The organism is Sorangium sp. So ce726 (assembly GCF_051521405.1).
GTDB lineage: Bacteria > Myxococcota_A > Polyangia > Polyangiales > Polyangiaceae > Sorangium.
Window position 1 is genome coordinate 11,218,447 of the sequence record NZ_CP150349.1, and the last position, 26,560, is coordinate 11,245,006.

Consider the following 26,560-nt stretch of genomic DNA (forward strand, 5'->3'; position numbering starts at 1 on the left):
CGTTCACCGCAGGAAGTAATGAACGATGCTGAACAAGGCGACGCCGCCCAGGAGGAAATAGACGTAGCTCTGGATGCGCCCGGTCTGCAGGGTGCGGAGCTTCGCCCCGGCGCTCAGCGTGCCCTCGGCGACGAGGTTCACGACGCCATCGACGAGGTACCGGTCGATGGCGCCGGTGACCCAGGCGGCGGCCCGGGCCAGGACCGCGACCCCGTTGACGATGCCGTCGACGATCCAGCGGTCCATCTCGGCGAAGAAGAGGCGCAGCGAGAGGGCGGCGCGCACCACCGTCGCGTCGTAGATCTCATCGACGTAGTACTTGTTCGAGAGGAGCTGGAAGCCCGGGAGCCGCCGCTCCTCTTCAGCCCAGCGCGGGGAGCGACGCGCGCCGTAGCGGGCGCGCGCGAGCGAGAAGGCGACGACCGCGCCGCCGACGGAGAGCGCCATGAGCGCGAGCTCGAGCCCCAGCCCGTGGCGCCGGAACGAGACCTCCGCGTGAGCGAAGACCGGATGGAGCCACGCCTCCAGCAGGGGCTCGCCGTGGCCGCCGACGAAGTGGCTGGAGAAGCCGAACACCGCGCCCGCGCACGCCGACAGGACCGCCAGCACCGCGAGCACCGAGGTGATCGCCGGCGGCGACTCGTGGACCTTGGTCTCGATCTCCTTGCGGGCGTGGGGCCCCTCGAACGTCAGGAAGTAGCTCCGCCACATGTAGAACGAGGTGCCGAGCGCCGCCGCGAGGCCCATCGCATAGATGAGCAGCCCCGGGATCGGGCCGGTGTTCTCGGTGCCAAACGCCTTCCAGAGGATCTCGTCCTTGGACCAGAAGCCCGCGAAGAACGGGATGGGCGCGGCGGTGATGGCGAGGCACGCCGCCTGGTACGTCCGCGCCGTGAGCGGCATGACGCGGCGGAGGCCGCCCATGTTGCGCATGTCCTGGGCCGCGGCCTCGTCATGCTCCACCGCGTGCATCCCGTGGATCACCGAGCCAGAGCCGAGGAACAGGCACGCCTTGAAGAACGCGTGCGTCATCAGGTGGAACACGGCCGCCCAGTACGCCCCGACGCCGACCCCGATGAACATGAAGCCAAGCTGGCTCACCGTGCTGTAGGCGAGCACCTTCTTGATGTCGTACTGGAAGAAGCCTATCGACGCCGCGAGGAGCGCCGTCGAGGCCCCGATCAGCGCGATGACGCCGCCTGCGACCGGGCTCAGCGAGAACAGGAAGCTGAGGCGCGCGACCATGTAAACGCCGGCCGTGACCATGGTGGCGGCGTGGATCAGCGCGGAGACGGGGGTCGGGCCGGCCATCGCGTCGGGCAGCCAGACGTAGAGCGGGATCTGGGCGCTCTTGCCGGCGGCGCCGACGAAGAGGAAGAAGCAAGCCAGCGTGATCAGCGCGACGCCGCCCCACACCGTCTTCGACTCGAGGGCATCCTTGAGGAACGCCTTGCCGCTCGCGTCCTTGATCACGAGCTGATCGTGGATCTCGCGGAACGTGACCGTCGAGCCCACGGTCGCCACCACGATCTCCTTGCCCGGCTCGACGCGCATCCGCTCGATCGCGGCGATCTCGACGCCATCGCCCCCGATCACGGCGCCGTCGCCCGGCACGATCACCACGGAGTGCGCCCCGGCGTCGATCTCCTTGCGGATGAAGGGGGACACGCCGAACGGCCGCGGGCTCGAGGCGAGCTGAGCGGCGTCGGCGATACCGAGGTACACACGCGCGCCGGGGTGACCGGTGAAGGTGAGATATCCCTTCGACCCGGCGAGCGGCTGCGCCCTGCGCTCGCCCGCCTTGCCCCCGGCCCCGTCATGCGCCCCGGCGGAGGCGCCGTGATCGCCGCCCGCCTCCGCGGCCACCGCGATGAAGCGCGCGCGGTAATCGGAGAGGAACCGGCCGTCGTCGAGCCACCTGGCGCCGAGACCCCAGAAGAGGAGCGCGAGGCCGCACACGAAGCCCCAGTCGCCGATCCGGTTCACGACGAAGGCCTTCATGCCGGCAGAGGCCTTCTTGTAGTCGCTGTACCAGAACCCGATGAGCAGATAGCTGCAGAGGCCGACGCCCTCCCAGCCGAAGAACATCACGATGAAGTTGTCCCCGAGGACGAGGAGCAACATCGAGAAGACGAAGAGGTTCAGGTAGGTAAAGAATCGCCAGTACGCCGGCTCGGCCTCCATGTACGAGGCGGCGTAAACATGGATGAGCGTGCCGACGCCGGTGATGATCAGCGTCATCAGGCAGCTCAGCGGATCCATCACGAACGCGAAGTTCGCGTCGAGCGATCCGATGCGGATCATCTGCCAGGCGAAGCTGTAGAGCGCGCGTTCCCCCGGCGCGAGCCCGACGAGCTGGACGAAGCTCGCGAGCCCGAGGGCGAAGGCGCCCAGCATGGCGCCCACGGCGACGAGCGTGACGCCGAAGCTCCCGATGTGGAGCCGCTTCGACACATCGCGACCGAACGAGCTCCGCTGCAGCGCGCGGCCAAACAGCGCGTTGATCACCGCGCCGAGCATCGGCAGGAGCGGAATCCACCAGAGTGGCGTCAGCGCCGTGTGGACGTGCGTGACCTGGCCGGAGTAGTCGGGCATCGTTGGGGCAGCCGGTGAAAACATGGACCGGCACGCGCGTCTTGCTCTGCAACCACCCCGCGACGTGACAGTCGGCTCTGGTGACTCCCCCGCGGAACCGGAGGAGCCGCACGTTAATGGAGGGCCACAGGGCGGGTCAATACTTCCATTGGCCCTGTTCCACGGCGAGACACGCCGTTCCTGCGCGCATCTCGCACCTCTGTGAGGTCACCCGTCGGTCGTCGGCTGGGCATCGTCCTCGCGCGCCGCGCCGCCGCTCGATGGCGGCGCCACGCCGCCGAGCTGCGTCACGCGCCGGATCGCGAGCCACAGATCCCGCCTGCCCTCGCCGGTGATCGACGAGAAGCCGATCGCGCGGCGGAGGGCGCCGCGCGCTGCCGGAGCGCGCGGGGCCGCCGCGGACAGCTGGTCCAGCGCGCGCCGGACCGACGAGCGCGGCACCTTGTCGACCTTCGTCGCGACGAGCAGCAGCTCCACAGGCCGTCGCGCGACGTCGCGGGACGCCTCGATGAAGCGGATGAGCTCGAGATCGTCCTCCTCGAGGCCTCGCCGCGCATCGACCAGGAGCAGCACCGCGGCGAGCGTGACGCGCCCGCGCAGGTACCCCTCGATGAGCGACGCCCACGCCGCTTGCTCGGACTTCGAGCGCCGGGTGAAGCCGTACCCCGGCAGATCCACGAGCTGGAACACCGCGCTGTCGCGGGCCCGCGCCTCATAGAGGTTGATCTGCCGCGTCGAGCCTGGGTTCGAGCTCGTCCGGACGAGCCCTTTGCGCTCGACGAGCGTGTTGATGAGGCTCGACTTGCCGACGTTCGATCGCCCGGCAAACGCCACCTCCGCGCTGACGGGCGGAGGGAGCGACGCGAGCGAGCCCGCGCCGGCGACGAAGGACGAGTCGACGATCTGGAACGGATCGAGCTGCCGCTCGGCGCGCGCCGTCGGAGCAGCTTGAGGCTTGGGGGCGCGGCGGGAGGTGGTCACTTCGATCGGGGCGGCTGGAACTGCGGCTTGCACTCGTCGCACTGGCAGAGCGAGCGCAGGTACCGGAAGGTGTAGATGCCCGAGTCGTGCCGATCGCCCCACGTGAACTGGAGCGCGTAGTTGCCGACCTGCTCGATCTCGCGGACGTTCAGGTCGCCGCCGGGCACGAAGTTGATCGTGCCGCCGTGCCCCTGGCAGTTCGCGCACGGGCAGTACCCGCGCAGGATCTCGTGCGGAAGGACGCTGCGGTGGCCGTCGGCCCAGTGGATCTCCATCACCCGCGCTCCGTGCGGCGCCTTGACCTGAGTGGGAGTGAGCTTCGGATCCTGCGGCATCGTGCCCTTCCAGCCGACGGCAGTACCACGCCGATCCGGCGCTGCAAAGCGCCGCGGCGCGTCGACCGGGCGTCGCTCCGTTTTTCTCGGATCCTGCGGGGTCTCCGAGGTTTCCATGACTCTCACCTGGCTCGACCGCGCCGGCGCTCTCCGCGCCCTCCCGGGCGCCTCGGCTAGCCGAAGCTGGAGCGGACCGCGTCTACGCAGTTACGCGCGTTACGCGCGTTACGCACATTACCCTGCGGCGACCACCCGCGCATCGACGGGGGCGAGCGTCGCCTCGACGTCCTCGAGGATCCGCACGACCGCGGCGCCCTCGTCGAGCGGCGTCAGCGGCGGCGTGCGGTCCTCGACGCAGCGAAGGAAGTGCTCGATCTCCACGGAGAGCGGCTCGCGCCACGGCACCTCGAGCTCGCGACCGGCCGGCGCGAGCTCGAGGTGCCCGGCGCGCTCGCCGGCCGGCGCGCCCGCCCCAGCGCCGCGCGCGTCCAGGAACACGATGCGGTCGGGCGCGCGCACGTCGTCGAAGACCGCGACGCCCGCGCTGCCGACGAGCCGCAACCGCCGCTCCTTGGTCGGGCTCGACGAGCAGAGCTCGATCCGCGCCGCGAGGCCGCTCTCGAGGCGCGCCTCGAGCGTGACGAGCTCGCCGCACGGCGAGAGGTGGGCCCGCGCCTCGGCGAGCGGGCTCGAGTCGAGCGCCGAGAGCAACGAGAGATCGTGCGGCCCGAGCGTCCAGAGCGCCGACCGGGCCCCGCCGACCGCGCCGGCGGCGCCGACGCTCATCGACAGGCGCGCCGCGCTGAAGCTCACGAGATCGCCGAGGCGCCGCTCGCGCGCGATCGCGACGAGGTGCACCACGGAGGGGTGGTAGCGGAGCAGGTGGCCGACCATGCCGATCCGGCCGAGCGCCGCAGCGCGGGAAGCGCAGCGATCGGCCTGCGCGGCGGAGAGGGCCAGCGGCTTCTCCACGAAGATGTCCGCGCCGGCCTCGAGCGCCCGCAGCGCGAGCTCGGCGTGGCTCGCCGCGGGGGTCGCGATGATCACCGCGTCCACGCGCGCGGCCAGCGCCTCGTCGATCGTGCGCACGAGCCGCGCCCGCGGGGCGAGCGCGCGCGCCCGCGAGAGGCGGCCTCGGTCGACGTCCGCCACGGCGATCACGCGCGCCCGCGCGTTCTCCGACAGCGCGCGGAGGAGCTTCTCCCCCCACCGCCCGCAGCCCACCAGCGCGACCCGGACGCTCACGGCGCCCCCGGCGCCGCGGCGGACTCGGCCGGCCGGAGCGTGAGCTCGCCGAGGATCGCCGCGCCCTCGGCGTTGCCCGGGTGGATCGAGGGCCCGTTGATGTCGACGAGGAAGTCGTACGGCGCGCGCGCCTCGCCCTCGATCGTCGCGCGCACGCGGACGTGCTGGAAGCAGGCCGACTCGGTGGTGGTGCTCCAGGCAGGCGCCTTTCCCGGGTGCCGCGCGCCGATCGCCTCCGGCACGCTCCGGCCGCCCTCGGGGCGGTACTGCTGCACGACGCCGAGCGCCGCCCTGCGGTCCGAGGCGTTGAACCTCGACTGCGTCCAGAGGACCGCGCCGCCGGCGGCGGCGCTGGTGCCCACGAGCAGCAGCATCCGCACCGCCTTGCCGTAGTCCATCCGCGAGCCGTATAGCCCCGGCGCTCGAGGAGAGCCAGCCGGGGCGGCGCGCCGCCTAACCCACGAACGACCCGAGCCCGCGGAACCTGCGGTACCGGTCGTCGACGAGCTCCTCCGGCCCGAGCCCGTCCATCGACGTGAGCGTCGCCCAGAGCGCCTTGTCGAGCCGCACCGCGGCGTCGTCGTGGTCCTGGTGCGCGCCGCCGGTCGGCTCCTCGACGACCGTGTCCACGACGCCGAGTTGCAGCAGATCCGGCGCGGTGATCTTGAGCCGGGCCGCGGCCTCGTCGGCGCGGGAGCCGTCCTTCCAGAGGATGGCCGCGCAGCCTTCCGGCGAGATGACCGAGTAGCAGCTGAACTCGAGCACCAGCACCCGGTTGGCGACGCCGAGCGCCAGCGCGCCGCCCGAGCCCCCCTCGCCGATGACGGTCGCCACGATCGGCACCCCGACCCGCGCCATCGCGGCGAGCGCGGCGCCGATCGCCTCGCTCTGGCCGCGCTCCTCGGCGCCGATGCCCGGGTAGGCGCCCATCGTGTCGATGAACGTCAGGATCGGGAGCCCGAACCTGTCGGCCATCTCGTAGAGCCGGATGGCCTTCCGGTAGCCCTCCGGGTGCGGCATCCCGAAGTTGCGCTTCACGTTCTCCTTGGCGCCGCGCCCCTTCTGGTGGCCCACCACCACCACGCTCCGCCCGTGGTACGTCGCGAGCCCGCCGACGATGGAGCAGTCGTCGGCGAAGCGCCGATCGCCCTTCAGCTCGACCCAGTCGGTGAAGAGCCGCTTGATGTAATCAAGCGTGTACGGCCGGTTCGCGTGGCGCGAGAGCAGCACCTTCTGCATCGGCGTGAGGCCCGCGAAGATCTCGCGCGCCAGCCGGCCCGTGTTGTCCTCGAGCTGGGCGAGCTCCGGCTCGAACCGCGGGTCCGCCGCGGCGAGCGAGCGCAGCTCCCGCACCTTCTCGATGAGCTCTGCGACAGGTTTCTCAAAGGGTAGGATCGAAGCAGCCACGGCCCGGACCCTAACGCTGCAGCGGGCGGACGGCTACGGCGCTGTGCTGCCGCGCTGCATCGTCCGCGGGATGACGCGCGCGCACGCCCCAGCCGATCGGCCGAGGCGCCGCGTCACCGCGGTCATTCAGGGAGGGCGTTCGTCGGCTCGGCGTGAATGAAGGCGTTCGCCGGGACCTGCGACATCGGCCGGCTCCGGATGACGTTGTAGATCGTGACCGGCTTGTCCTTGCCCTTCACCTTGGCGGGCTGGAGCTCCTCGGTCTCGAACCTTCCCCCGAGCTGCGCGTACGTGCTCTCGCTGATGACGATCTGTCCGGCCAGCGCGATGGAGCAGAGCCGCGCCGACGTGTTCGCCACGTCGCCGATCACCGTGTAGCTGAGCGCCTTCGAGCTCCCGATGTACCCGGCGACGAGCGGGCCGCTGTGGATCCCGATGCCGACCGCGAGCGGCAGCTCGCCCATCTCGAGCCGCTCGCGGTTGAACTCGCCGAGCACCTCGCCCATCTTCAGGGCGCACTCCACGCTGCGGACCGCATCGTCCCGGTGGGCGACCGGCGCGCCCCAGAGCGCCATGATCCCGTCGCCCATGAACTTGTCGAGCGTGCCTTCGAACTGGAAGATCGTGTCGACCATCCGCTCGAAGTACTTGTTCAGCATCTCGACGAGCTCCTCGGGCCGCTTGCTCTCGGCCATGCGCGTGAAGCCGCGGATGTCGCTGTTGAAGACGGTGCACTCCTCCACGTGCTGGCCGCCCGGCTTGACGGCGAGCTGGCCGCTCAGGACGCGCTCGGCGATGTTCGGCGAGAGCAGCCGTCGCAGCTGCTCGCGCGTGACGATCTCGTTCTCGATCTTCTTCCCGAGGATGTTGATCTCGATGAACATCGCCGCCTGGTAGGCGATGGCCGTCACCAGCTCGAGATCCTTGGGCTGGAACTGCGCGAGCGTCTCCGAGTCGAGCCACAGCACGCCGAGCACCTCGCTGTTGTGCTGCAGCGGGGCGACGATCGCCGAGCTGATCCGGTTCAGGATCATGCTCTTGCCCTTCGACGCAGCGAAGTCCATCGCCGCGTCGTGGGTCAGCACCGCGGCCCGCTCGTGGACGACGTGGTTCAGGATCGTCGACGACACGCTGATCGGGGCCGTCGTCCCGTCGCGCCGCTGCATGGCCTGCGGGGTGAGCTCGCCGTTCTCGTTGCGCAGGAAGATCACCCCGCGGTCGGCGCGGATGAACTTGAACACGCTCGTGAGGATCTTCTCGAGCAGCTTCGTCGTGTCGCGCTCGGCGGCGATCTCACGGGACAGCTCGTGCGACAGGCGCAGCCGCTCGTAGTCGGCGCGCAGCTGGTTCATGTCGTTGGCGATCCGATCGAACGCCAGGAACCCCTTGTCGACCGCGGCGATCTGGGTCCCGATCTGCCGGGCCTGATCGTTCACGTCGATGCGGGTGCCCTGCGCGACGAACGAGCCTCCGTGCGCCCCCGAGCGCCCCGGCAGCGGCGCGGTCCCGCCCGGCCCGGCGCCGAGCGGCGGCGGCGGCACGTACGGCTGCCGCGTCACCGGCGGCGCCACCGGCGTGCCCGGGAGCGGCGGCTGCGGCGGCTGGCGCTGGTACTGCGGCTGCTGCGGCGGATACCCGTGGGCCGGCGGCTGCTGCGGCGCCGCGCCCTGGTGGTTGACCACGGGCGGCCAGCCCGGGACGAGGGGCGGCGCGACCGGGGCGGCCGGATCGTCGAAGCGGCCACGCGTGGATCCCAGGGCGATCTCGTCCCCGTGCTTCAGCGGCGCTTCGCCCCGGACACGCTCGCTGTTGATGAACGTGCCGTTCAGGCTCCCCAGATCGCGCAGGACGAAGTGATCGCCCCGCTGCTCGATGATGCAGTGCTCCTTGGAGACGATCTTGTCGAGCAACTGGATGGAGTTGTTCGGGTGGCGCCCCAGCGAGTTCACGGGCCGCAGATCGATCGCCTGCTGGCCCTCGGCGGTCTGCAGGATGAGGCGGGCCATCGGTTCTGGCAGATTACCCAGCCGGGCACGGACCGACAATCTTTCCGGCCGAAGTCCAGCGCCGGCCGAGGGGAGCGACCGTACCGGGCCGCGCGAAATGCGCCTCGGCCCCGCTGGAAACACCTGCGCTGGGGCCGACCGCCCGGGGCGGCTGTCGTCGGCTGTCGCCTGGATTACTGACCGGATGATTAGCTTACCGGGCCCTGCATCTCATGGAGGCGCCGCCTGGAACGGCTATGCGCCCACATGCCGCCGCGTTAGTCGGCCGCATGGATTCCGCGTACCTCCTCGCGATCGATCAGGGCACCACCGGAACGACGTCTCTCCTCATGGACACGTCGGGCGCGACGCTCGGCCGCGCCACGCGCGAATTTCGCCAGCACTTCCCGGAGCCAGGTCTCGTCGAGCACGACCCGGAGGAGATCTGGCAGAGCGTTCAGGATGCCGTGGGCGAGACGCTCAGGGCGGCGGGCGTGGCCGGCAGCGCGATCAAGGCCATCGGCATCACGAACCAGCGCGAGACGACGCTCGTCTGGGAGCGCGCGACCGGGCGCCCGATCCACCGCGCGATCGTGTGGCAGGACCGCCGCACGGCGGCGCGCTGCGCCGAGCTCCGCGCCGCGGGCCACGAGCAGGCGGTGGAGGAGACCACCGGCCTCGTGCTCGATCCGTACTTCAGCGGCACGAAGCTCGCGTGGCTCCTGGACAACGTGCCCGGCGCGCGCGCGCGCGCCGAGCGAGGCGAGCTCTGCTTCGGCACCATCGACAGCTTCCTCGTCTGGCGGCTCTCGGGCGACGCGGCCGGCGGCTCCCCCGTGCACGCGACCGACGTCACCAACGCGTCGCGCACCCTGCTCATGAGCCTCGCGTCGCTGAGCTGGGACGACGCGATGCTCGCCATGCTCCAGATCCCGCGCTCGCTCTTGCCGCAGATCGTCGGGTCGGCGGGACGCATCGCGGCGACTCGCGGCTTCCCGCACCTGCCCGACGGCATCCCGATCGCTGGCATCGCGGGCGATCAGCAGGCGGCCCTCTTCGGCCAGGCCTGCTTCGCGACAGGCGACGCAAAGTGCACCTATGGCACCGGCGCGTTCGTGCTGGCCAACATCGGCGATCGCCCGCTCAGGAGCCGCTTCGGCCTGCTCACCTCCGTCGGGTGGCAGATCGGCTCCGAGGTGGTTTTTGCGCTCGAGGGAAGCGCCTTTATCGCCGGTGCGGCGGTGCAGTGGCTCCGCGACGGCCTGGGCGTCATCAAGAGCGCGGCGGAGATCGAGGCGCTCGCCCGCAGCGTGCCCTCGAGCGAGGGCGTCACGTTCGTCCCGGCGCTCTCGGGCCTCGGCGCGCCCTACTGGGATCCGGACGCTCGCGGGATCATCTCCGGCGTGACGCGCGGCACGACCGCGGCGCACCTCGCCCGCGCGACGCTCGAGGGAATCGCGCTCTCCGTGACGGATCTCGTGCGGGCCATGGCCGACGACCTGGGCCACCCGCTGCGCCGGATGCGCGTGGACGGCGGCGCCGCCGCGAACGACCTGCTCATGCAGTTCCAGGCGGACGTGGCGAACGTCGCTATCGAGCGCCCCACCGACCTGGAGACGACGGCGCGAGGCGCGGCAATGCTCGCCGGCGTCGGCGCCGGCCTCTTCCTCACGAAGGAGGACGCGGCCCGCATCTCCCGTGTGGGGCAGAGCTTCCAGGTCGAGATGAGCGAAGCGGATCGATCCGCCCACCTCCACCGCTGGGCCGACGCTGTCGCCCGCACGCGCTCGAAGCGCAGCTGAGCACTCGCCGATTCCCCTGAATTTCCACGCTGTTTTCCGCTTGAACCAGGTCTTCCGAAGCTCTCTCCCGAGCCGTCATCGCGCCGCGGCTCGGCGGCCGAACGGGCTTCCGGATCAAGGAATCAACCCTAGGTTGCGAGAGTTAGGCCCAGAAGCCCCCAACCAGCGTAGAGTGCTATGACGACGGCGCATTTCCGTTCAAACTTGGTGCACTTGAACCGAGGCGCGCGGCCAGCCCACCGCCGCCTCGCTGCTTTCGATGGAGACGAGGAGGACATGCCGACTACCGAGAATGCTTCAGCCGGCGGGACGGCCGTTCGCGACATCCCGATCGACTGGGAGGCGCTGGAGGACGCCTTCGAGAACAACGCCCCAGAGGTGCACTCGTACCTGCACCTCGGCACGGGCGACGTGCTGCGGGTGGTCGACGGCGTGGCGGATCCGCAGATGCACGCGCGCATCGCGGCAGACGCGAACTACCTCCGGATCGATCCCGTGAGCTCGCGCGAGCAGTACCGGTGGATGGAGCGCTACATCCCGATGGTGGAAGACATGGATCTCCAGGCGAAGCTCAGCCAGGCGATCGATGGCAAGGGTGCGTTCCGTCGCTTCAAGGATGTGTTGATGTCCTACGGTCCGGAGCGGGAGCGCTGGTTCGCGTTCCGGAGCGAGCGGCTGCGGATCTTCATGGAGGCGTGGTTGAGCGCCCACGCGCTGAACCCGGTCCCTCGCCCGCTCTGGGTGCCGGAGGTGCCGTCTCGTCCGGAGCCGGTCGTCCCGGCGGTCCCTGCGGTGGAGCCGCCGGCGCGCGAGCGCGAGCGTGAGGAGACGCGAGAGCCCCGCCGCGGCAAGAGCGTGGAGAGCCTGCGCAAGAACCTCCGCGACATCGCCGAGGCGCTCGGCCCGCGGGATCTCGACACGCTGACAGCGTTCGCGGAGTTCCTGAAGGCGCGCCGCGCGGCGCGCTCGTTCGCGCACCACTACCACGAGGCCCAGGGGCCGGTGGACGATGACGCCGGGCCTGCCTCGCAGGAGATCGCGAGCGAGTCGCGCAGCGATACGGCGTGAGGGCGCGCCGCCGGCGCCGCGATCGCGGCGCCGGGGCGCTGGCCTGAGGGTGGGTGGGGGAACGGAGGGGAGCGACGGCTTCGAGCGTCGAGCGGTCTAGAAGTACCAGTCGGTGCGGGCACCGATGTACTGGCCGAGCGTCGAGCCGACACCCGGACCGGCGCCCGTCCTCTGCAGGTAGCCGGACATCGCCTGATCCCTCGCCGCCTCGTTGTAGATGGCGAGCGAGTAGATGAGCTTGAAGTGCGGCCGCGCGCCCGCGCTCAGCTCGCCGGTCGGCACGAGGGTCGGGACGACCGACACCTTGACCGCGGTGCCCAGCTCGCCCTCGCCGTCCTTGCGGCCCTGGAACGAGGCCTCGACGACGGGGTGGAAGTTCTTGTGCGCGAAGATCGTGGCGTTCGCCTGGACCGAGAAGTCCATCTGCTTCTCGAGGGCCGTCGCGGGCGCGCCGCCCTCGGCCTCGTACGCCGCCTTCGTGTAGTGGAAGGTGGCGAGGCCTTCCAGGGCGGCGGCATCGCCGAGCCGGAAGCCGAGGTGCTCGACCGCCTCGATGGCGAAGGAGCCCGCGAAGGTGTTGTCCGAGTTCGGGGCGCCCCAGGTCTGGTACGTCTTCGCGCCGCCGGCGGCGCCGTTGGCGATGCCGGTGCCGAAGCGCACCGCCGTGTCGCTGAAGTTGCCCTGGCCGAGGCCGAGGTGCAGCTTCGCGCCGATGACGCCGCCGAAGTCCGCCGGCGCGTTATCGGGCACCGCGTACCCCTCGCCCAGCTTCGCGGCCGGCAGGACATGGAACTCGCCGTGGACCTTGACGTGGTGCTTGGCCTCGCCGCCGAACTCCGCCTTGTAGTTACCGGCGAAGATGGTGCGGAAGCGCTCGAGGCCCCCGCCCGGCGCGTCCCCGTTCACGTCGACGTTGTAGGGCGGGGTGGTGGCGCCAAAGCCGCGATACCCGAGGATCGCGAGCTGCAGGCCGCCGTACTTGATACCGCCGCCCTGGCCGCTGAGGTCGTCGAGGTAGAAGTAGTCGCCGATGGGCGCGTACTGCTCGCGGAAGAACTTCGCGCCGCCCCAGACGCTGAGGCCCGGGACGAGGAAGTTGCCGGCCTCGATGTACGCCTGGTTGAACTGAACCGTGATCGACTGGCCACCGTTCGAGGACGGCTGCATGAACGGCCCGCCGTACTGGTTCCAGATGGCGAACGTCATCTCGGACTTGACGTAGAAGTCATCCGGCGTCGCGCCCTTCACCACGTGCGCGACGAACGACGGCTCGGAGTAATCGCCCTCTTCGTAGCGGCCGCCGATGCCGAACCCGAGCAGGTTCAGGGACGCGCCCTGGACGTTCTGCCCGTAGACCGGGGACCACGCCATGCCGAGGCGTGAGTACCAGTGCCACTCAAAATTCTCGCTCCCCACCGCGTGAGCCGACCGCGGCGCCGCCGTGAGGCACAGGGCGGAGACGGAAAGCAGCCCGAGGGCTCGGACAGCGGCGCGCCGACCCGCGATTCGCTTGCTGGGGACCGACGACCTGTCTCTCATAAGTGATGTCATCGAACGACGCTCCTATCCATTCTCTGGGAGTGTGCTTTGGGGTGATGGGAGGTGATTCGGCCAGATGGCCAAGCGCGGCAGAGGTAGTGGCCTGTCAAGAGAATCTAAGTTGACTCTGTAGGAAAGAGCCACCCGCTGCCACACATGCGGGGCCCGCGGGGGGCACAGTTAACAGGAACGTTCTGTTCATGTCAAAGGTCTCCGAACCGCCTTCAGCAGTTTGTCATCTTCTGCGGCGCGTTATTATTAAGTAATCGAAATCACTGGATTAAGCAGGACCCGCTCTCTTCCTCGAGCCAGGAACGGGGGCCCAGAATGACGCGTCGCACCAAAAACAGGCTCGTGCTGGCTGAAGTGTTGCCAGAAGAATTCACGGGTGCCCCCTGGTGCGTTACCGGGTGCGCGCCGCGCGCGTGACACGGACAGGAAGGCTGCATTGGCGAGCCCCGGCCAGCTGCGTTTTTGCAACGTGGTGGCGACGGTGCGCCGCATGTTTCGGGACCTTGAAGCTGGCTTTTCAAGTCGACACCCGGCCGAGGCGTCGCCGCGGTGCTCGTCTCTGTCTCCTGGGTTGAACCCAGGGCGAGCCCTCGCCCCGGTGAGCGTCATTGACGCTCGCCGGCGCACCGAACGCGCCGCGCCAGCGAACGGATCCTGCGCACACGCGCAGGACCATGCCGCAAAGCGCAGGCTGCACAGGCAGATCGCCCTTGGTCGACCGGATAACGCATCGCGTTGCAACGGCGTACCGACCGGCGCAGATCCAGAGCGGGTCAGTCTTGATTGCCGTGCAGCGCGGGTGGACATGTTCTTGTCCAGGAAGGGCGCTGCGCTGTCGCCCCGAGACATCCCATTCTGCTTCGGCGAGGCCGGGTGGTGCCTGGCAGGCCCCCGGGCGCAGTTGCGGCGAGCGCCATGATGCCCCCGACTCGCCGCACGGAACGCCTGAGTGGTTGAAAGAGAGGCCTCCATCCTCCGCGTGAACAACGGCTTGTGAGCACTCTTCACGATGTCTGGTGCTGCGATATCGAGAGGAGGAATCGACCCGCGAGATGGACTTCTGCTCTCCTGCCGCCCGGTCGTGCCAGCACCCGGCGCGCAGCTGACCGGCCGCTCGCCGCGTCGCGCGGCGCGGCTCAGCGAGCGGGCATGATGCTCAAGGAGACCCGCGCTCGCGCGTTCTGGTAGTACGCGTCGAGCGCCTGGGCGAGCCGCTGCCCGACATACCAGCGCTTCAGCGCCGGCGCGACCTCCTCGTAACGTTGATCCTTGAACGGCGTGGCGCCGGAGCGCAGGACGATCTTGAGCTCGAAATCGGTGGGCTCGAGCATCGGCGCGACCATGCGATCCAGGTACAAGCTCGCGCGCGCCTGGCGGCGCAGCAGCGCGTCGAGTTCGTCGGAGCTCATCCCCTCGGCGGCCGCCGCGGCGAGGAGGCGCGCGCGGCCGCGAGCGCGCTGCTCCAGCGCGATCCGGGCGGCCTCGGCCCGCTGCGCCACCTCGGCCGAGGTCGGCGCCGGCGAGATCGGCAGGCTGGCGAGCAGCGTCTCCGCGATGTGCCTGTCGAGCGCGGCGCGGACGTGCCTGTCCCGGTACAGCCCAGGCTCCGCGTCGGGATCGGCGAGCGCCTCGAGGCGCGCCTCGAAGGCGAGCTCCCGCTCGAAGATGAACTGAGGCCGGCGCACGCCGCCCGTCTCCGGCGCGTGCCAGCGCACGACGACGCGGTCGAGCGGCACCGGCGCCGCCGCCGACGGCGCGACCTGGCCGTGGGCGCTCGGGGTCAGCGACGCGAGCGCGAGCAACGCGAGCAGCGTCGTGAGGAGCCCGGAGCGGCGCACATCGGCAGGCTAGCGCAACGGCGCCGCGCATCCCATCCCGCGCGGCTCGCAGGGCGTCCGCGGCGCGGGCAGCGGGTATAGACTGGCGCCATGTACAGGCAGTTCGCGCTCGAGGGCGAGGTCCACGCCTCGCTCGACTGTGTGCCGCTCTCGGTGCGGCGGAAGCTGGACCTCGCCGAGATCAAGATCTCGCTCGCAGGGTGGCAGGCGCTGTCGCGCGCGGAGCGGCTCGCCCTGTGTCACCTGCCGGCCGACACGGACGAGGACGTCGCCGTCTACGCCGAGGTGCTCCGCGGCTTCGCGGAGCGCGCCGGGGTCGCCCTCGCCCCCCTCGCTGGCGCGCCGGTGCGCCGCGCGGCCTGGGACCGGGAGAGCGTCAGCGCGCGGCTGCGCGACCGGCTCGGCCCGGACGGCGCGCTCGACGAGGGCGCGCTCGGCCGCCTGGCGGAGCTGACCGAGGAGGAGCGCTACGCCATCGTCAAGCTTGCCGATCCGAAGCGCGGGCCCGAGAAGCTGCGCGCGTTGCTCGGCGAGCTCGGGCTGTCCCGGGACGCCGGCGGCGAGCGGCCGTCCGGCTGAGCAGCCGCGCGGCGCGCCGCTGTCGCCGCGCGCGCTCCCGGCGGAGCCGTCAGCGCGCTGCGCTCACCACTTCACCATGACCTTCGACGGGTTGACCTCCGCGGTGACGCGCGGAACGTCGACGAGCACGTCGAGGAAGTCGCTGCCCGGCTGGTTCAGATCGAGGTTCGCCGCCTTGGGCTCCACGCGCACAACGATCGCGTCGGCGTTGACGGCGCCTACGTCCTCCGGCGTCCCCGTGATCCTCACCTGCACCACGGCCGGCGCGACCGTCGCGCGCGGTATGCCGATCACCTCGACCTTGCGCTCGAACGTCCGCGTGGCGAGCTCGCGCCCGATCTCTAGCGTCGCCATCACGCTCTCGAAGCTGTACGTCACGAGCTTCGGCGGCCGATCGAGCGCCAGCTGCCGCTGGTAGGTGCCCTCCGTGAGCCCGCTGATGTCGAACGGCGCGGTGCGCGCGAGCTGCATCACGTCGACGACCGAGCGCGGGCCGCGGGCGCTGACCATCGGCGGCTCCACCGAGATCATCCCCTTCACGAGGAACCCTTGCGCGGCGTCCCCGGTGCGGGGCACGTGCACCGGGATGGCCCGGGTGACGACGTCGTCCCAGCCGAGCTCGATCGTCGACGGGTACATCTGCTCAACCATCAGCCCGGCCGGCACGTGAAACATCGAGGCGTCGAGATCGATGTGCGTCACCGTGCCGTTGCGGAGATCGAGCCGCAGCGTCCCGAGGCTCTCGGCGCGCAGGTCGTCGAGCTGCGTCCGGGAGCCTCGCACCGTGACCGCCACCTCGTTCGGGATCTGGGTCATGAGCTGCCGGTTGCTCGACTCGGGCGGGAGGATCGAGACGACGCTGAGCATCAGCGTGCGCTGCGCGTTCTCCGCGCCGTGGATGAAGGCGTAGAGGCACAGCGCGAAGGTGATCGAGAGCAGCTTGAGGCCGAGGTTGTCGAGCAGCGCCGAGCGGAGCGCCTCGCGGATGCCGGCAAGCGTCATGGCTCATCTCGCGGGGGCATCCCCTCCGCGCTCCCCTTGGATGCGGCGGTCGCCGCGACCTGCCCGGTCGGGACGAAGGTGCGCTGTGACGGGACGGGAGAGTCGGTCGCGGCCGCCGCGGGGACATCGACCATGGCTGGCCGGCCGCGCTCGGACGGGTGATCCGCGTCCTGCGGCGTGGCCGGCCCCCCCGAGCCCCGCGCCTCGGCCGCGGCGCGCAGGTCGGCGCTGGATCCCATCGCGGCGCGCGCCTCGGCGCCCGAGCGCATCGGCGTGGACGTCGACATCCGCGCCATCGGCCGCGCGTCGGGGTCCACGGCCGCCCTGATCATCGAGGACGTCTTCGAGACCGGCGCTGCTGCAGGCTTGGCCTCGATCGGCGCAGGCTTCGCGGCGGCGGGCTTGCCAGGCTCGTGCGCCTGCCCGGCGCCTTGCGTCGCGCCCACGGCGGGGCCGCGCGCCGCCGCCGGCGTGGGGAGGCTCGCGCGGCCGACCTGGGCGACCTTCTTGGCGAAGCGCCGCCTGCGCGACGAGCGGCCGAAGAGGCCGAGAAGCGCGTGCCGAAGCGACTGGCCGTCGAGGTTCGAGACGATGTTGCCGCTGAAGCAGAAGCTGATCGTGCCGCGCTCCTCGCTGACGACGACGACGACCGCGTCGGTCTCCTCGGTGATCCCGAGCGCGGCGCGGTGGCGGGAGCCGAGGCTGGCGTCGAGGATCTTGGTCTCCGGCATCGGGAAGAAGACGCCGGCGCGCGCGATCTTGAGGTCGCGGATCAGCACCGCGCCGTCGTGCAGCTTGTTCACCGACTCGGGGACGAACAGCGAGACGAGCAGCTCTCGGGTGACGACCGAGTCGATGTGGATCCCCTCGCTCTTCACGAACTCCAGCACGTTGGCGTCCTGCTCGAAGGCGATGATCGCGCCCATGCGGTGGCGGGCGAGCTCGGTCGCGGCGGCGACCACCTCGTCGATGACGCGCGACTGCTGCTCGCGGCCGCTCGTGAACCAGTTGCTGCCGCCGACGCGGATGAGGGCGCGGCGGATGTCGTTCTGGAAGACGACGACCACGATGAGGATGATCGAGGAGAGGAGCCAGGAGAGGAGGTTGAGGAGCGTCGTCAGGCCGAAGATCTTCGCCCCGAGATAGATGAGGAAGACGATGCCGAGCCCGAGGCCCATCTGCATCGCGCGGGTGCCGCGCAGCACGAGGAGCGCGCGATAGACGACGTAGGCGACGATGAAGATGTCGAAGAAGTCCCGGATGACCTGCGTCGCCGGCCTCACCGAGAAGAGGCGGAGGAACCCTTCAACCATCGCCGCGCGCCCCCTGGGCGACGGAGCCATCCGGGCGCCGCCGGTCGCCGGCGCCCGCGCGCTCGATCGCGCGCATCACGTCGAGCGCCTGGCGCACGGGGCGGACGTCGTGAACACGGACGGCCGCGGCGCCGCGCGCGGCGCACGCGAGCGCGGCGGCGACGGTACCGCCGAGGCGGTCCGGGGGCGGAGCGAGCGGCGGTTCCCCGCGGTCGCCTCGCGCCGCGGCCTCCGAAGCGGCGGCGCGCGCCAAAAACGACTTGCGGCTCGGCCCGACGAGCACCGGAAAGCCGAGGGCGCAGAGCTCGCGCAGCCTGGCGCACAGCTCGAGCGACTGCCGCGCGTTCTTGGCGAAGCCGAGGCCCGGATCGAGGACGAGCGCGCCCTCCGGCAAGCCTGCCTCGAGCGCCCGCGTGGCGGCGCTCGACCACTCGCGGGCCACGTCGGCCACGACGTCGCCGTAGGCGTCGTCGGGGTACGCGGAGAAGCCGGCCATCGCCGCCATCGGGCCGCGGCTGTGCATGAGCACGAGCGACGCGCCGCGCCGAGCGCAGAGCGCGCCGAGCTCCGCCGCGCTGTCGAGCGAGATCGAGTTGACCACGGCAGCGCCATCGTCGAGCGCGCGCGCCGCGACGACGGGCGAGGTCGTGTCGATGGAGACCACCGCTCCCCTCCTCACCGCGTCGCGCACGCTCCCACCGATGCGCGCGATCTGCTCGTCATCCGGCACGGGCCGCGCGCCCGGCCGCGTCGACTCCGCGCCGATGTCGATCATGTCTGCCCCCTCGGAGAGCATCGCATCGATCTGCGCGAGAGCCGTATCTTCATCCGCAAAGCGACCGCCATCGGAGAACGAGTCCGGCGTGCGGTTCAGGACCCCCATGATCACCACGCTCCTGCGGCGTTCGAGCAGCATGCGCAGCGGGGACATTTCCTGTGGGTAGCAACTTTTGCGCCGAACGGCAATTGTCTGCTCGAATCGATGTTTTCCAGGAGCAATTGGAACATCGCGAGGGTGGTCCGGCGCGTCGCGCTCCGCCAATGCCGGCTGGGCCGCCGGGCGCGCGCCGGCGTTGGACGGCGCACCGGCGTCCACATTCGCTTCGGGCGCCGGCTTCCCGGCGGCCACCCCACGCTCGGGCGGGCATTCAGCGCGAACCATGGGGAAGAAACGGTACGGAGGGAACGGCGAGAACGCAGAGAACCGAGGTCATCAAGCAAGGGGGACGCAGCGCCGGGGCCCCCCCGCGCCCTGCGCGCCGCTGACTCGGCCTTGCTTCTTTGCTAGGGTCCCGCCTACACATTGACATCGGCGGCCCTCGCGGTCGTCCGGTGGAGGCGGGGAGACGCGCGAGCGTGCCCCGTCAACCGTTTCTCAGGCTGCACCAGCGGACGAGACCGAGCGGTTCCATGCTGCGCACGCGTATCCGGGCGGGTCCCCTCGCCGGCTTCGTCTTGAGCGCCCTCTTCGCGGCGTGCTTCGCCGTGCTCGGCGTGGGCGAGCTCTTCATCCCTGCGCTCAGCCCCGAGATGGGCAAGCCTGCGCCCGTGACGCTGCGCGTCCCGTACGGTCCGCGGATCGTGCGCGACACGCACGACGGGAGCTTCACGCTTTCGTACGAGCACAGGCGCGTGATCGTGCCGCGCGGCACGGTCCTCTCGGATCACAACGAGGATCACAACGCCGCGATGGCGTACGAGACGGTGCGGCGGATGCGGCGGCCCGGGCTCGGCGCGCGCCTCGCGAGCATGTACGCCATCTACCTCATCGTCTGCCTGATGCTGACGGTCTACCTGCGTCGCTTCGGGCAGAACCGGGTGCGGCTGCTCCGCACGCAGGTGGGCATGTTCGTCCTGATGACGGGCTCGCTCATCGTCGCGAAGCTCCTCCTGCTCTTCACGGCGCTGCCCGAGTTCTGGATGCCGGTCGCGGCGCTCCCGCTCTGGGTGGCGATCGCGTTCGACCGGAGGACCGCGTTCCTCGTCGAGGTCGGGGTGGCGTTCATCGCGTCGTCGCTGCTCCGGTTCGACGTGGTGCTCCTGTCGGTGCTGCTCGTGCGCGGCATCGCCGCGACGATGTTCTTCTTCAAGCGCAAGGGCTCGCGGCAGCTGCTCGTCGCGGGCAGCCTGGCAGGCATCGCCGGCGCGATCGGGTTCATCGCGCTGACCGTGCTGTTCGAGGGGAGCTTCGATCTCGGCGCCGATCTGAAGCACTGGCTCGGCTCCAACGTGCTGGCCTGCATCGGCGGAGGGCTGCTCGTCGGCGTGCTCGGTCGGAGCCTGAGGGAGCCGGCCGAGCGGGCGATGGGGCACGTGCCCCGCGACAAGCTGCTCGACCTCACCGACCTGGAGCAGCCGCTGCTCAAGAAGATGGCGGCGGAGGCGCCGGGCAGCTGGGAGCACGCGCGCGCGATGGCGAACCTCGCCGAGGCCTCGGCCGCGGCGATCGGCGCCGACGCGCTGCTGACGCGCGTGGGCGCCTACTACCACGACCTCGGCAAGACGGTGCAGCCCAAGTACTTCATCGAGAACCTCCCGCCCGGCGAGCGATCGCCGCACGAGGAGCTCGATCCGGAGGTGAGCGCCGACGCGATCATGGCGCACGTCGTGATGGGCACGAAGATCCTGCGTGAGGGCAACATCCCCGAGCCGGTGGTCGAGTTCGCGTACACCCACCACGGCACGCAGGTCGTCGAGTATTTCTGGCACAAGTGCGTCGAGCACGGGAACCCGAAGGATCTGACGCAGGAGCACTTCCGCTATCCCGGCATGAAGCCGCAGACGAAGGAGACGGCCATCCTGATGCTCGTCGACTCCATCGAGGCGGCGTCGCGGACCATCTGGCCGCCCGAGCACAAGAAGTTCGAGGAGATGATCCAGCGGGTGATGTTCTCGAAGCTCGCGTCGGGCCAGCTCGATCAATCCGGGCTGACGATCGAGGACCTGCGCATCATGACGAGCCGGATGGCGTCGACGCTGGTCAACATGTACCACGGGCGCATCAAGTACCCGTGGCAGCGCGAGAGCGATCGCGCCGGGCACACGCCTGCGCCGCCGACGGTCACGCCGCACCCCACGCGCTCCGGCACGCCCACGCCCGTCCCCGCGTCGAGCGCGCCGGGTCGGGACGGGAGCGCCGCCCCGCCGCCCTCCTCGAGCGCGCGGGGCGCTGTCCCCCCGCCCCCCTCGAGCGTGCGGGGCGCTGTCCCCCCGCCTGCCTCGAGCGCGCGCGGCGCTGTCCCCCCGCCCTCCAGCGCGCGGGGCGCGGTCGCGCCCGTCGTCGTGGACGAAGCCGGAGGGTCCGTGAAGGACGAGAGCCCGGCGGAGTCCGTGCGGACGCCGAGGAAGACGCACTGAGCAGACCGGGCGCGCCGCGCGCTCCCGCGGAGGCCGAGCGGCCTGCTCCAGGAAAGGACGGTCCGATGCCTCCCACGATCGAGCAGAGCTTCATGAAGGCCCTCTTCCACGGCATCATCGCCGAGGACATCATCTTCCCGTATCCCGAGATGCCCACCGAGGACCGGGAGACGACGTCGATGATGCTCGACAGCGTGCGGAGGTTCTTCGCGTCGAGCGTCGACAGCAGCCGGATCGACCGGGAGCACACCATCGATCCGGGCCTTTTGGCCGAGATGAAGCGGCTCGGCCTGATGGGCCTGCAGATCCCTGCCGAGCACGGCGGCGTCAACCTCAGCAACATGGCGTATGCGCGCGTGATGCAGGAGATCGGCGGGCTCGACGCGTCGATCGCCGTCACGCTCGGCGCGCACCAGTCGATCGGCTTCAAGGCGATCCAGCTCTTCGGGACGGAGGAGCAGAAGCAGCGCTATCTCCCGAAGCTCGCGACCGGCGAGTGGATGGCGGCCTTCGCCCTGACGGAGCCGGGCGCCGGCTCCGACGCCGCGGCGATCAGGACGCGCGCCGAGATGTCGGCCGACGGGTCGTACTACACCCTGAACGGGTCGAAGATCTGGATCACGAACGGCGGCTTCGCCGACGTCTTCACGGTGTTCGCCCGGACCTCGGCGCTCGAGGAGGGCAAGAAGCCGAAGCTCACCGCCTTCATCGTGGAGCGGAGCATGGGCGTGAAGAACGGGCCGAACGAGCAGAAGCTCGGCATCCGCGGCTCGTCGACGACGGAGCTCTTCTTCGACGACGTGAAGGTCCCGCGCGAGAACGTGCTGGGCGAGGTCGGCAAGGGCTTCAAGGTCGCCGTCGAGGTGCTCAACAACGGGCGCCTCGGGCTCTCGGCGGGGTGCGTGGGCGCGTGCAACACGCTGATCCGGTTGGCGCTCGACCGGGTCCAGGAGCGGCGCGCGTTCGGCCGGAGCATCGGCGACTTCGGGCTCATCAAGGACAAGATCGCGACGATGCTGGCGCAGACGTACGCGCTCGAGTCCATCACGTACCTGACGGCGAGCCTCGCCGACGCCAAGGTCCCCGACTTCTCGATCGAGAGCGCGATCTGCAAGGTCATGGGGAGCGAGACCCTGTGGTTCGTGGTCAACGAGACGCTCCAGATCGCGGCCGGCATCGGCTACATGGAGGAGTACCCCTACGAGCGGCACCTGCGCGACGCGCGGATCAACATGATCTTCGAGGGGACGAACGAGATCCTGCGCTGTTTCATGGCGCTCTCCGGGATGAGCGGCCCGGGCAAGGCGCTCGCGGATGTCGCGAAGGCGATGCGAGAGCCCATCAAGGGCTTCGGGCTGCTCAGCGATTTCGCGCTCCGCAAGGCGCGATCGGTGCTCGGGCGCGAGCGGATGTCGAAGGCGCACCCGCTGCTCAGCCGGGAGGCGGTGATCTTCGAGGAGTGCACCGCCGAGCTCGCCACCCACAGCGAGGACATGCTCCGGAAGCACGGGCGGGAGATCGCGGAGATGCAGTATGCGCAGCGCCGCATCGCGGAGATGGCCATGGATCTCTACTGCGTGGCCGCGTGCATCTCGCGCACGACCCGGGCCATCGAGCGGCGCGGGGAGGACGGGGCGCGGCGGGAGATCGATCTCACGACCGTGTTCACCGGCATGGCGCAGAAGCGGCTGAGGCAGCACGTCGCTGACTTCCAGAAGAACGACGACGAGCTGCGCAAGGCGATCGCGGTGCGAGCTTATGCGGATCGCGCCTACCCCTTCGACATCCTGTAATCGCAGGCTGCCGCACCTCGACGGACATCGATTCACCTCAAGTCACATCAAGTCACACGAGCGCCACGCGCGTTTCGGCCCACTACGCTCATTCATTGTGAGCTGCGCTCTGTTTCGGGACGTTTTCAGCTCACCGTCCGGACGGATTGCTATATAGTTTGATCAGGCGTAGTATTGGGGGTGGGCCCTTCGACAGGAATCGGGTGATCACTTGTCCCAGGCTAGAGCATTGGGTGGCAGGTGCGGAACCATGAAGGAGACTGCTGAAGGTCGTGCCGTCATGGACAAGTACCGTCTCGAGCGCAGGCTCGGAGGCGGTGGGATGGGTGATCTGTGGCTGGGCTTCGATATCAAGCTCAGGCGGCGGGTCGTCATCAAGTTCATCCGGAGCTTCGCGGCGACGGAGCCGGAGCTCGTCGCCCGCTTCGAGCGCGAGGCTCGCGCCTCCGCGCGCGTCCGCAGCCCCTACGTCATCGAGACCTACGATTACGGCGTCGATCGCGGCTGCGCGTTCATCGTGATGGAGTACCTCGAGGGGGAGGACCTGAATCGCCGCCTCGAGCGCGAGGAGCGGATCCCGCTGGCGCAGGCGACGACCTTGTTCACGCAGCTCGGCAAGGCCCTCGACGCGATCCACGCCGCGGGGGTGATCCACCGGGATCTGAAGCCGGGGAACATCTTCATCACGTGTTCGGCCGGCGACGATCTGGTCAAGGTCGTCGATTTCGGCGTCGCGAAGTCGTCGTGCTCGCGCGATCGGATCACGAAGACAGGCATGGTCCTCGGGACGCCCAGGTACATGAGCCCCGAGCAGACCATGGCGCCCAGGCAGGTCGATTACAGGAGCGATCTCTGGTCGATGGCGGTGATCCTCTATCGCGCGATCACCGGCCAGTGTCCTTTCGCGGGCGCCAACATCAATGAGCTGGTCAGGCACATCTGCCAGACGTCGTTCCCGAAGGCGTCCGAGCTCGCGCCGGAGCTCCCGCCCGGGGTCGACGCGTTCTTCGCCCGGACGTTCGAGTTCGATCCCGAGGCGCGGTTCCAGTCAGGCAAGGAGATGATGGAAGCGTTCTCCGCGCTCGTGCAGGCTTCCCTGCCGTCTCCGGAGTCGCCGCGGGCGATCCCCGTCCCGCCGCCGTCCGAGCGGAGCGCCATCGTGAAGCGGAGCGCGATCGGCGCGGTCGCGGCCCCGCTTCGCTGCACGATGGATGATCAGACGACGATGGCCGCCATGCTGGCGACACCGGCGAACGATCTCGGCAGCCCCGCGGCGACGGACGCGGCCGTCGAACCCGCCTCCGCCTCGTCCGACCGGCACAGCGAGGTCGTGCTGGACAGCCGCGTGCTTCCGCCGCTGCGGGTCCCCTGGATGGTCGCTGTCGGCCTGCTCATCGCGGCCGCTGGCATCGTTTGCCACAGCGTGGCTCAGGGCGCGCCCTGGTCGCTCGAGGCCGCGGAGAGCCCGGCACCCGGGGGACCGTGATCTCGCGGGGCGTCGCGATGCCGCCCTGGCACTCGCATCACCGGTCATCGCCAGCGCGGGGGCGCCGTTACCGCGCGCTGGTCGTGGGCGCCTCGCTGATGCCGGACGTCCACTTGAGCTTCGGGGCGCCCTCGTCGATCCAGCGGTCGCGCACCCGGCGCGCGAGCTCGGGGTGCTGGGTCGACTTCACGGCCATCGCGGCCACGAGGCATGTCCCCGGCCACGACTCGTAGACGGCGATCGCTCCGACGTACTCGTCGCTCGCGAGCACCGAGTCGACGCTGCCCTGGAGGACCTTGAACACGAGCGGCCGCACCTCACCGTCGATCTCCTGCGTCGTGCGGATGATCTGCGCCTCCCCGAGCCGCACGCCATAACCGTCGGCGAGCGGCGCGTTCTTCGCCCAGAACTCGTCGAGGCAGCTGTCGGGATCGCTCGGCCCCGAGGTGGTCGTGTAGACGACCGACAGGGCGGCGTAGTGCTCGTCGCCGTAACGGAAGGTCGCGCGCGTCGGGTAGGTCAAGATCCGCACCCTGCGCCAGCTCTTCCAGTCGACCAGGGGTACGTCGAGCGTGTTGAATCGGTCCTGCCGCCTCCCCCACGGCTCGGCCAGCAGCCGCTCGAGCGCGGCCCGCTCGGGGTCGGCCGCGTCGCCCCCCGGGTTCTCGCGGGTGACCGACGCCGGCGTCGGAGGCAACCCCGGCGGCCTCGTCGGGGGGGTGCTGCTGCAGGCGCCGACCGCGAGGGACGCGACAAGCGGGACCACCGGCGCGGCCCTCCGGCGTGTGGACGAGCGCGCAGTCGACCTGGAGCAGGACATGAGCAACACGAGCCTCGGCGAGCGGCCTCATCGACGGCGGTCACGCGGGCGGATCCCGCGGCGCCGCTACAATCCGACCTCGCGCATCGCGATTTTATTCTTGTCGAAGACGCCCAGACCGAGCTCGCCCGCGATGCGAATGTACGAAGGTTCACGGCTCGCTTCTTTCAGCGTGGGCAGCCCGTTCTCCTTTCGCCACGTCTCGACCACGCCCCAGCCGATCACGTCCATCGCGACCGGATCGGTCGTGGCGTAGACCGACTCGTGAAGGACGCGCCGCTTCGGGTTCTTGTCGAGCGGGCCCTGGTCGTAGATGAGCTTGAAGCCGTCCGTGATGTGGAGGCGGACACGGCTCTTCACGATGTCCTGCCCGTAGAGCTCTGCGATCTGCGGGCTCGCGGTGTGCTCGTGGAAGGAGTGCGGGTTGATGGTCGCGCCGTGGGTGATGTTCTTGAGGCAGCCGGTATAGCCGCAGATCGAGTGGTCCTTGATCAGCGAGACGTTGATCACCGCGGTCGCCTCGGTGAATGGGCGCACGAACTTGGTGGGGATGCCGCAGACCGAGATGCTCGGCATCACCGCGTCCTTGTTCTCGTGAACCGCGGCGCGGATCCCGGCCGGGAACTCGGCCGCCGGCTTGGCGCTGCGGTCGGCGCAGCGGGTGCCGGCGAGGAAGGACGGGTACTGCTCGAAGATCTCCACGTTCTCCGCGGGGACGCCCGCCGCGATCACCCCGCGCACGATCTCGAGCACGAGCTCCTTGTTGGTGGCCATGGTCGCCCCCTTCTGGCCGGCGATCCCGTTGGTCTTGATCGCCACGCGGTCGTCCTTGTGGACGAACCGCGCGAAGGCGGCCCCGAGGTCGGCCTTGCCGGTGAGCTCGGCCATCGCCCGCTCGAGCATCACCTTCGCCGCGGACGCGTCGGGCCAGAGGCCGTTCGGCTGCATCGAGTTCGACTTCGTGACCTTCACGATCTTCCCCGGAATGGAGAGCGGCGTGAAGCCGGGGGGCGGCGCGGCTGCGAGGCTCAGGGGCGCCTCCGCGAACGCCGCGCGCGGGCCGAGGAGCGCGGCGCCCGCGGCGCCGGCGACGAGCCCGCCGAGGAAGCCTCGGCGCGAGCGCCCCGCGGGGCCGGGATCAACGAAGCGACGGGGATCGTGGGGCATAAGACCTCGTGGTGAGCGCCTTGCGGCGGTGGTGGATGCCGCCGGTCGCGGGGCGCCCGGGGCGCTGATGGTAGCCGAGCTTCTCGCTCGAGACACGGCGCTCGGCCGCCCGGCGGCGAGGTCGACCGGGCCGCGCCGACCGCGCCGCGCGCCTCCGCCATGGCGGCGCCAGGCCCTGGTGCGCCTGGCACCCGAGATTTGCTCGGGTTTCCAGGCAAGCCCGCGCCGGCACGCCG

20 protein-coding genes are annotated in these 26,560 nt (G+C 70.3%); 6 read left to right on the forward strand and 14 right to left on the reverse strand.

Features of this window, described 5'->3' with window-relative positions; all coding sequences use genetic code 11:
• Positions 1-3: 3 nt before the first annotated feature.
• The 7 genes from WME79_RS41830 to WME79_RS41860 all read right to left on the reverse strand — a co-directional run bounded on the left by WME79_RS41830 (position 4) and on the right by WME79_RS41860 (position 8,569).
• Complete coding sequence (locus WME79_RS41830) at positions 4-2,595, reverse strand: NADH-quinone oxidoreductase subunit L (protein ID WP_437526780.1); 2,592 nt, start codon at positions 2,593-2,595, stop codon at positions 4-6.
• Positions 2,596-2,802: 207 nt separating this feature from the next.
• Positions 2,803-3,576, reverse strand: a complete 774-nt coding sequence (gene yihA, locus WME79_RS41835; protein WP_437526782.1) for a ribosome biogenesis GTP-binding protein YihA/YsxC — start codon at positions 3,574-3,576, stop codon at positions 2,803-2,805.
• Positions 3,573-4,028 (reverse strand): gamma-butyrobetaine hydroxylase-like domain-containing protein, encoded by a 456-nt coding sequence (locus tag WME79_RS41840; protein WP_437526785.1) that lies wholly within the window; start codon positions 4,026-4,028, stop codon positions 3,573-3,575. The genes yihA and WME79_RS41840 overlap by 4 nt, the downstream gene beginning before the upstream one ends.
• Positions 4,029-4,145: 117 nt before the next feature.
• The gene (locus WME79_RS41845; protein ID WP_437526788.1) at positions 4,146-5,156 is read right to left on the reverse strand and encodes a Gfo/Idh/MocA family protein; all 1,011 of its coding nucleotides are present in this window, start codon (positions 5,154-5,156) and stop codon (positions 4,146-4,148) included.
• Positions 5,153-5,554, reverse strand: coding sequence for a hypothetical protein (locus tag WME79_RS41850; RefSeq protein WP_437526791.1), 402 nt, complete (start codon positions 5,552-5,554; stop codon positions 5,153-5,155). The genes WME79_RS41845 and WME79_RS41850 overlap by 4 nt, the downstream gene beginning before the upstream one ends.
• A gap of 55 nt (positions 5,555-5,609) precedes the next feature.
• Complete coding sequence (locus WME79_RS41855) at positions 5,610-6,563, reverse strand: acetyl-CoA carboxylase carboxyltransferase subunit alpha (RefSeq protein ID WP_437526794.1); 954 nt, start codon at positions 6,561-6,563, stop codon at positions 5,610-5,612.
• A gap of 122 nt (positions 6,564-6,685) precedes the next feature.
• Complete coding sequence (locus WME79_RS41860) at positions 6,686-8,569, reverse strand: adenylate/guanylate cyclase domain-containing protein (RefSeq protein WP_437526797.1); 1,884 nt, start codon at positions 8,567-8,569, stop codon at positions 6,686-6,688.
• Between the two features lie 236 nt (positions 8,570-8,805).
• Here WME79_RS41860 and glpK point away from each other — a divergent pair, with 236 nt between their 5' ends.
• Positions 8,806-10,350 carry a glycerol kinase GlpK gene (gene glpK / locus WME79_RS41865; protein WP_437526800.1) on the forward strand — a complete coding sequence of 515 codons (1,545 nt, stop codon included), beginning with the start codon at positions 8,806-8,808 and terminating at the stop codon, positions 10,348-10,350.
• 276 nt (positions 10,351-10,626) lie between these two features.
• Complete coding sequence (locus tag WME79_RS41870; RefSeq protein ID WP_437526803.1) at positions 10,627-11,418, forward strand: UPF0158 family protein; 792 nt, start codon at positions 10,627-10,629, stop codon at positions 11,416-11,418.
• Positions 11,419-11,514: 96 nt separating this feature from the next.
• Here the strand turns inward: WME79_RS41870 and WME79_RS41875 are convergent, their stop codons facing one another.
• Both WME79_RS41875 and WME79_RS41880 read right to left on the reverse strand, forming a co-directional pair.
• Positions 11,515-12,834 (reverse strand): carbohydrate porin, encoded by a 1,320-nt coding sequence (locus WME79_RS41875; RefSeq protein WP_437526806.1) that lies wholly within the window; start codon positions 12,832-12,834, stop codon positions 11,515-11,517.
• Positions 12,835-14,105: 1,271 nt separating this feature from the next.
• Positions 14,106-14,807 (reverse strand): hypothetical protein, encoded by a 702-nt coding sequence (locus tag WME79_RS41880; RefSeq protein ID WP_437526808.1) that lies wholly within the window; start codon positions 14,805-14,807, stop codon positions 14,106-14,108.
• Between the two features lie 90 nt (positions 14,808-14,897).
• Here WME79_RS41880 and WME79_RS41885 point away from each other — a divergent pair, with 90 nt between their 5' ends.
• Positions 14,898-15,386, forward strand: coding sequence for a nitrate reductase associated protein (locus WME79_RS41885; protein ID WP_437526810.1), 489 nt, complete (start codon positions 14,898-14,900; stop codon positions 15,384-15,386).
• Positions 15,387-15,449: 63 nt separating this feature from the next.
• Here WME79_RS41885 and WME79_RS41890 read toward each other — a convergent pair whose 3' ends face one another.
• Genes WME79_RS41890 through folP form a run of 3 tightly spaced genes read right to left on the reverse strand, consistent with a single transcriptional unit; the run spans position 15,450 to position 18,632 of the window.
• Positions 15,450-16,388 carry a CdaR family protein gene (locus WME79_RS41890; protein ID WP_437526813.1) on the reverse strand — a complete coding sequence of 313 codons (939 nt, stop codon included), beginning with the start codon at positions 16,386-16,388 and terminating at the stop codon, positions 15,450-15,452.
• Positions 16,385-17,701, reverse strand: coding sequence for a diadenylate cyclase CdaA (gene cdaA / locus WME79_RS41895; protein WP_437526815.1), 1,317 nt, complete (start codon positions 17,699-17,701; stop codon positions 16,385-16,387). Before cdaA ends, WME79_RS41890 begins: the two co-directional genes overlap by 4 nt.
• Complete coding sequence (gene folP, locus WME79_RS41900) at positions 17,694-18,632, reverse strand: dihydropteroate synthase (RefSeq protein WP_437526817.1); 939 nt, start codon at positions 18,630-18,632, stop codon at positions 17,694-17,696. Before folP ends, cdaA begins: the two co-directional genes overlap by 8 nt.
• 479 nt (positions 18,633-19,111) lie before the next feature.
• On the opposite strand from folP, the gene WME79_RS41905 reads away from it, so the two are divergent.
• The 3 genes from WME79_RS41905 to WME79_RS41915 all read left to right on the forward strand — a co-directional run bounded on the left by WME79_RS41905 (position 19,112) and on the right by WME79_RS41915 (position 24,337).
• On the forward strand, positions 19,112-21,058 hold the full coding sequence (locus tag WME79_RS41905) for an HDIG domain-containing metalloprotein (protein ID WP_437526819.1): 1,947 nt from the start codon (positions 19,112-19,114) through the stop codon (positions 21,056-21,058).
• 65 nt (positions 21,059-21,123) lie between these two features.
• Positions 21,124-22,851 carry an acyl-CoA dehydrogenase family protein gene (locus WME79_RS41910; protein ID WP_437526822.1) on the forward strand — a complete coding sequence of 576 codons (1,728 nt, stop codon included), beginning with the start codon at positions 21,124-21,126 and terminating at the stop codon, positions 22,849-22,851.
• Between the two features lie 250 nt (positions 22,852-23,101).
• On the forward strand, positions 23,102-24,337 hold the full coding sequence (locus tag WME79_RS41915) for a serine/threonine-protein kinase (RefSeq protein WP_437526825.1): 1,236 nt from the start codon (positions 23,102-23,104) through the stop codon (positions 24,335-24,337).
• A 67-nt stretch (positions 24,338-24,404) separates the two neighbouring features.
• Here WME79_RS41915 and WME79_RS41920 read toward each other — a convergent pair whose 3' ends face one another.
• Positions 24,405-25,103 carry a hypothetical protein gene (locus tag WME79_RS41920; RefSeq protein ID WP_437526828.1) on the reverse strand — a complete coding sequence of 233 codons (699 nt, stop codon included), beginning with the start codon at positions 25,101-25,103 and terminating at the stop codon, positions 24,405-24,407.
• A 120-nt stretch (positions 25,104-25,223) separates the two neighbouring features.
• Entirely contained in the window at positions 25,224-26,324 is a 1,101-nt protein-coding gene (locus tag WME79_RS41925; protein ID WP_437526831.1) for a DUF362 domain-containing protein, read from the reverse strand.
• Positions 26,325-26,560: the final 236 nt, after the last annotated feature.

Bases quoted from the DNA above. Each gene is read 5' to 3' on its own strand.
- WME79_RS41830 (WP_437526780.1), bottom strand. From the start codon at position 2,595: ATGCCCGACTACTCCGGCCAGGTCACGCACGTCCACACGGCGCTGACG.
- WME79_RS41840 (WP_437526785.1), bottom strand. From the start codon at position 4,028: ATGGAAACCTCGGAGACCCCGCAGGATCCGAGAAAAACGGAGCGACGC.
- WME79_RS41850 (WP_437526791.1), bottom strand. From the start codon at position 5,554: ATGGACTACGGCAAGGCGGTGCGGATGCTGCTGCTCGTGGGCACCAGC.
- WME79_RS41860 (WP_437526797.1), bottom strand. From the start codon at position 8,569: ATGGCCCGCCTCATCCTGCAGACCGCCGAGGGCCAGCAGGCGATCGAT.
- glpK (WP_437526800.1), top strand. From the start codon at position 8,806: ATGCGCCCACATGCCGCCGCGTTAGTCGGCCGCATGGATTCCGCGTAC.
- WME79_RS41870 (WP_437526803.1), top strand. From the start codon at position 10,627: ATGCCGACTACCGAGAATGCTTCAGCCGGCGGGACGGCCGTTCGCGAC.
- WME79_RS41885 (WP_437526810.1), top strand. From the start codon at position 14,898: ATGTACAGGCAGTTCGCGCTCGAGGGCGAGGTCCACGCCTCGCTCGAC.
- WME79_RS41890 (WP_437526813.1), bottom strand. From the start codon at position 16,388: ATGACGCTTGCCGGCATCCGCGAGGCGCTCCGCTCGGCGCTGCTCGAC.
- cdaA (WP_437526815.1), bottom strand. From the start codon at position 17,701: ATGGTTGAAGGGTTCCTCCGCCTCTTCTCGGTGAGGCCGGCGACGCAG.
- folP (WP_437526817.1), bottom strand. From the start codon at position 18,632: ATGTCCCCGCTGCGCATGCTGCTCGAACGCCGCAGGAGCGTGGTGATC.
- WME79_RS41905 (WP_437526819.1), top strand. From the start codon at position 19,112: ATGCTGCGCACGCGTATCCGGGCGGGTCCCCTCGCCGGCTTCGTCTTG.
- WME79_RS41910 (WP_437526822.1), top strand. From the start codon at position 21,124: ATGCCTCCCACGATCGAGCAGAGCTTCATGAAGGCCCTCTTCCACGGC.
- WME79_RS41915 (WP_437526825.1), top strand. From the start codon at position 23,102: ATGAAGGAGACTGCTGAAGGTCGTGCCGTCATGGACAAGTACCGTCTC.
- WME79_RS41925 (WP_437526831.1), bottom strand. From the start codon at position 26,324: ATGCCCCACGATCCCCGTCGCTTCGTTGATCCCGGCCCCGCGGGGCGC.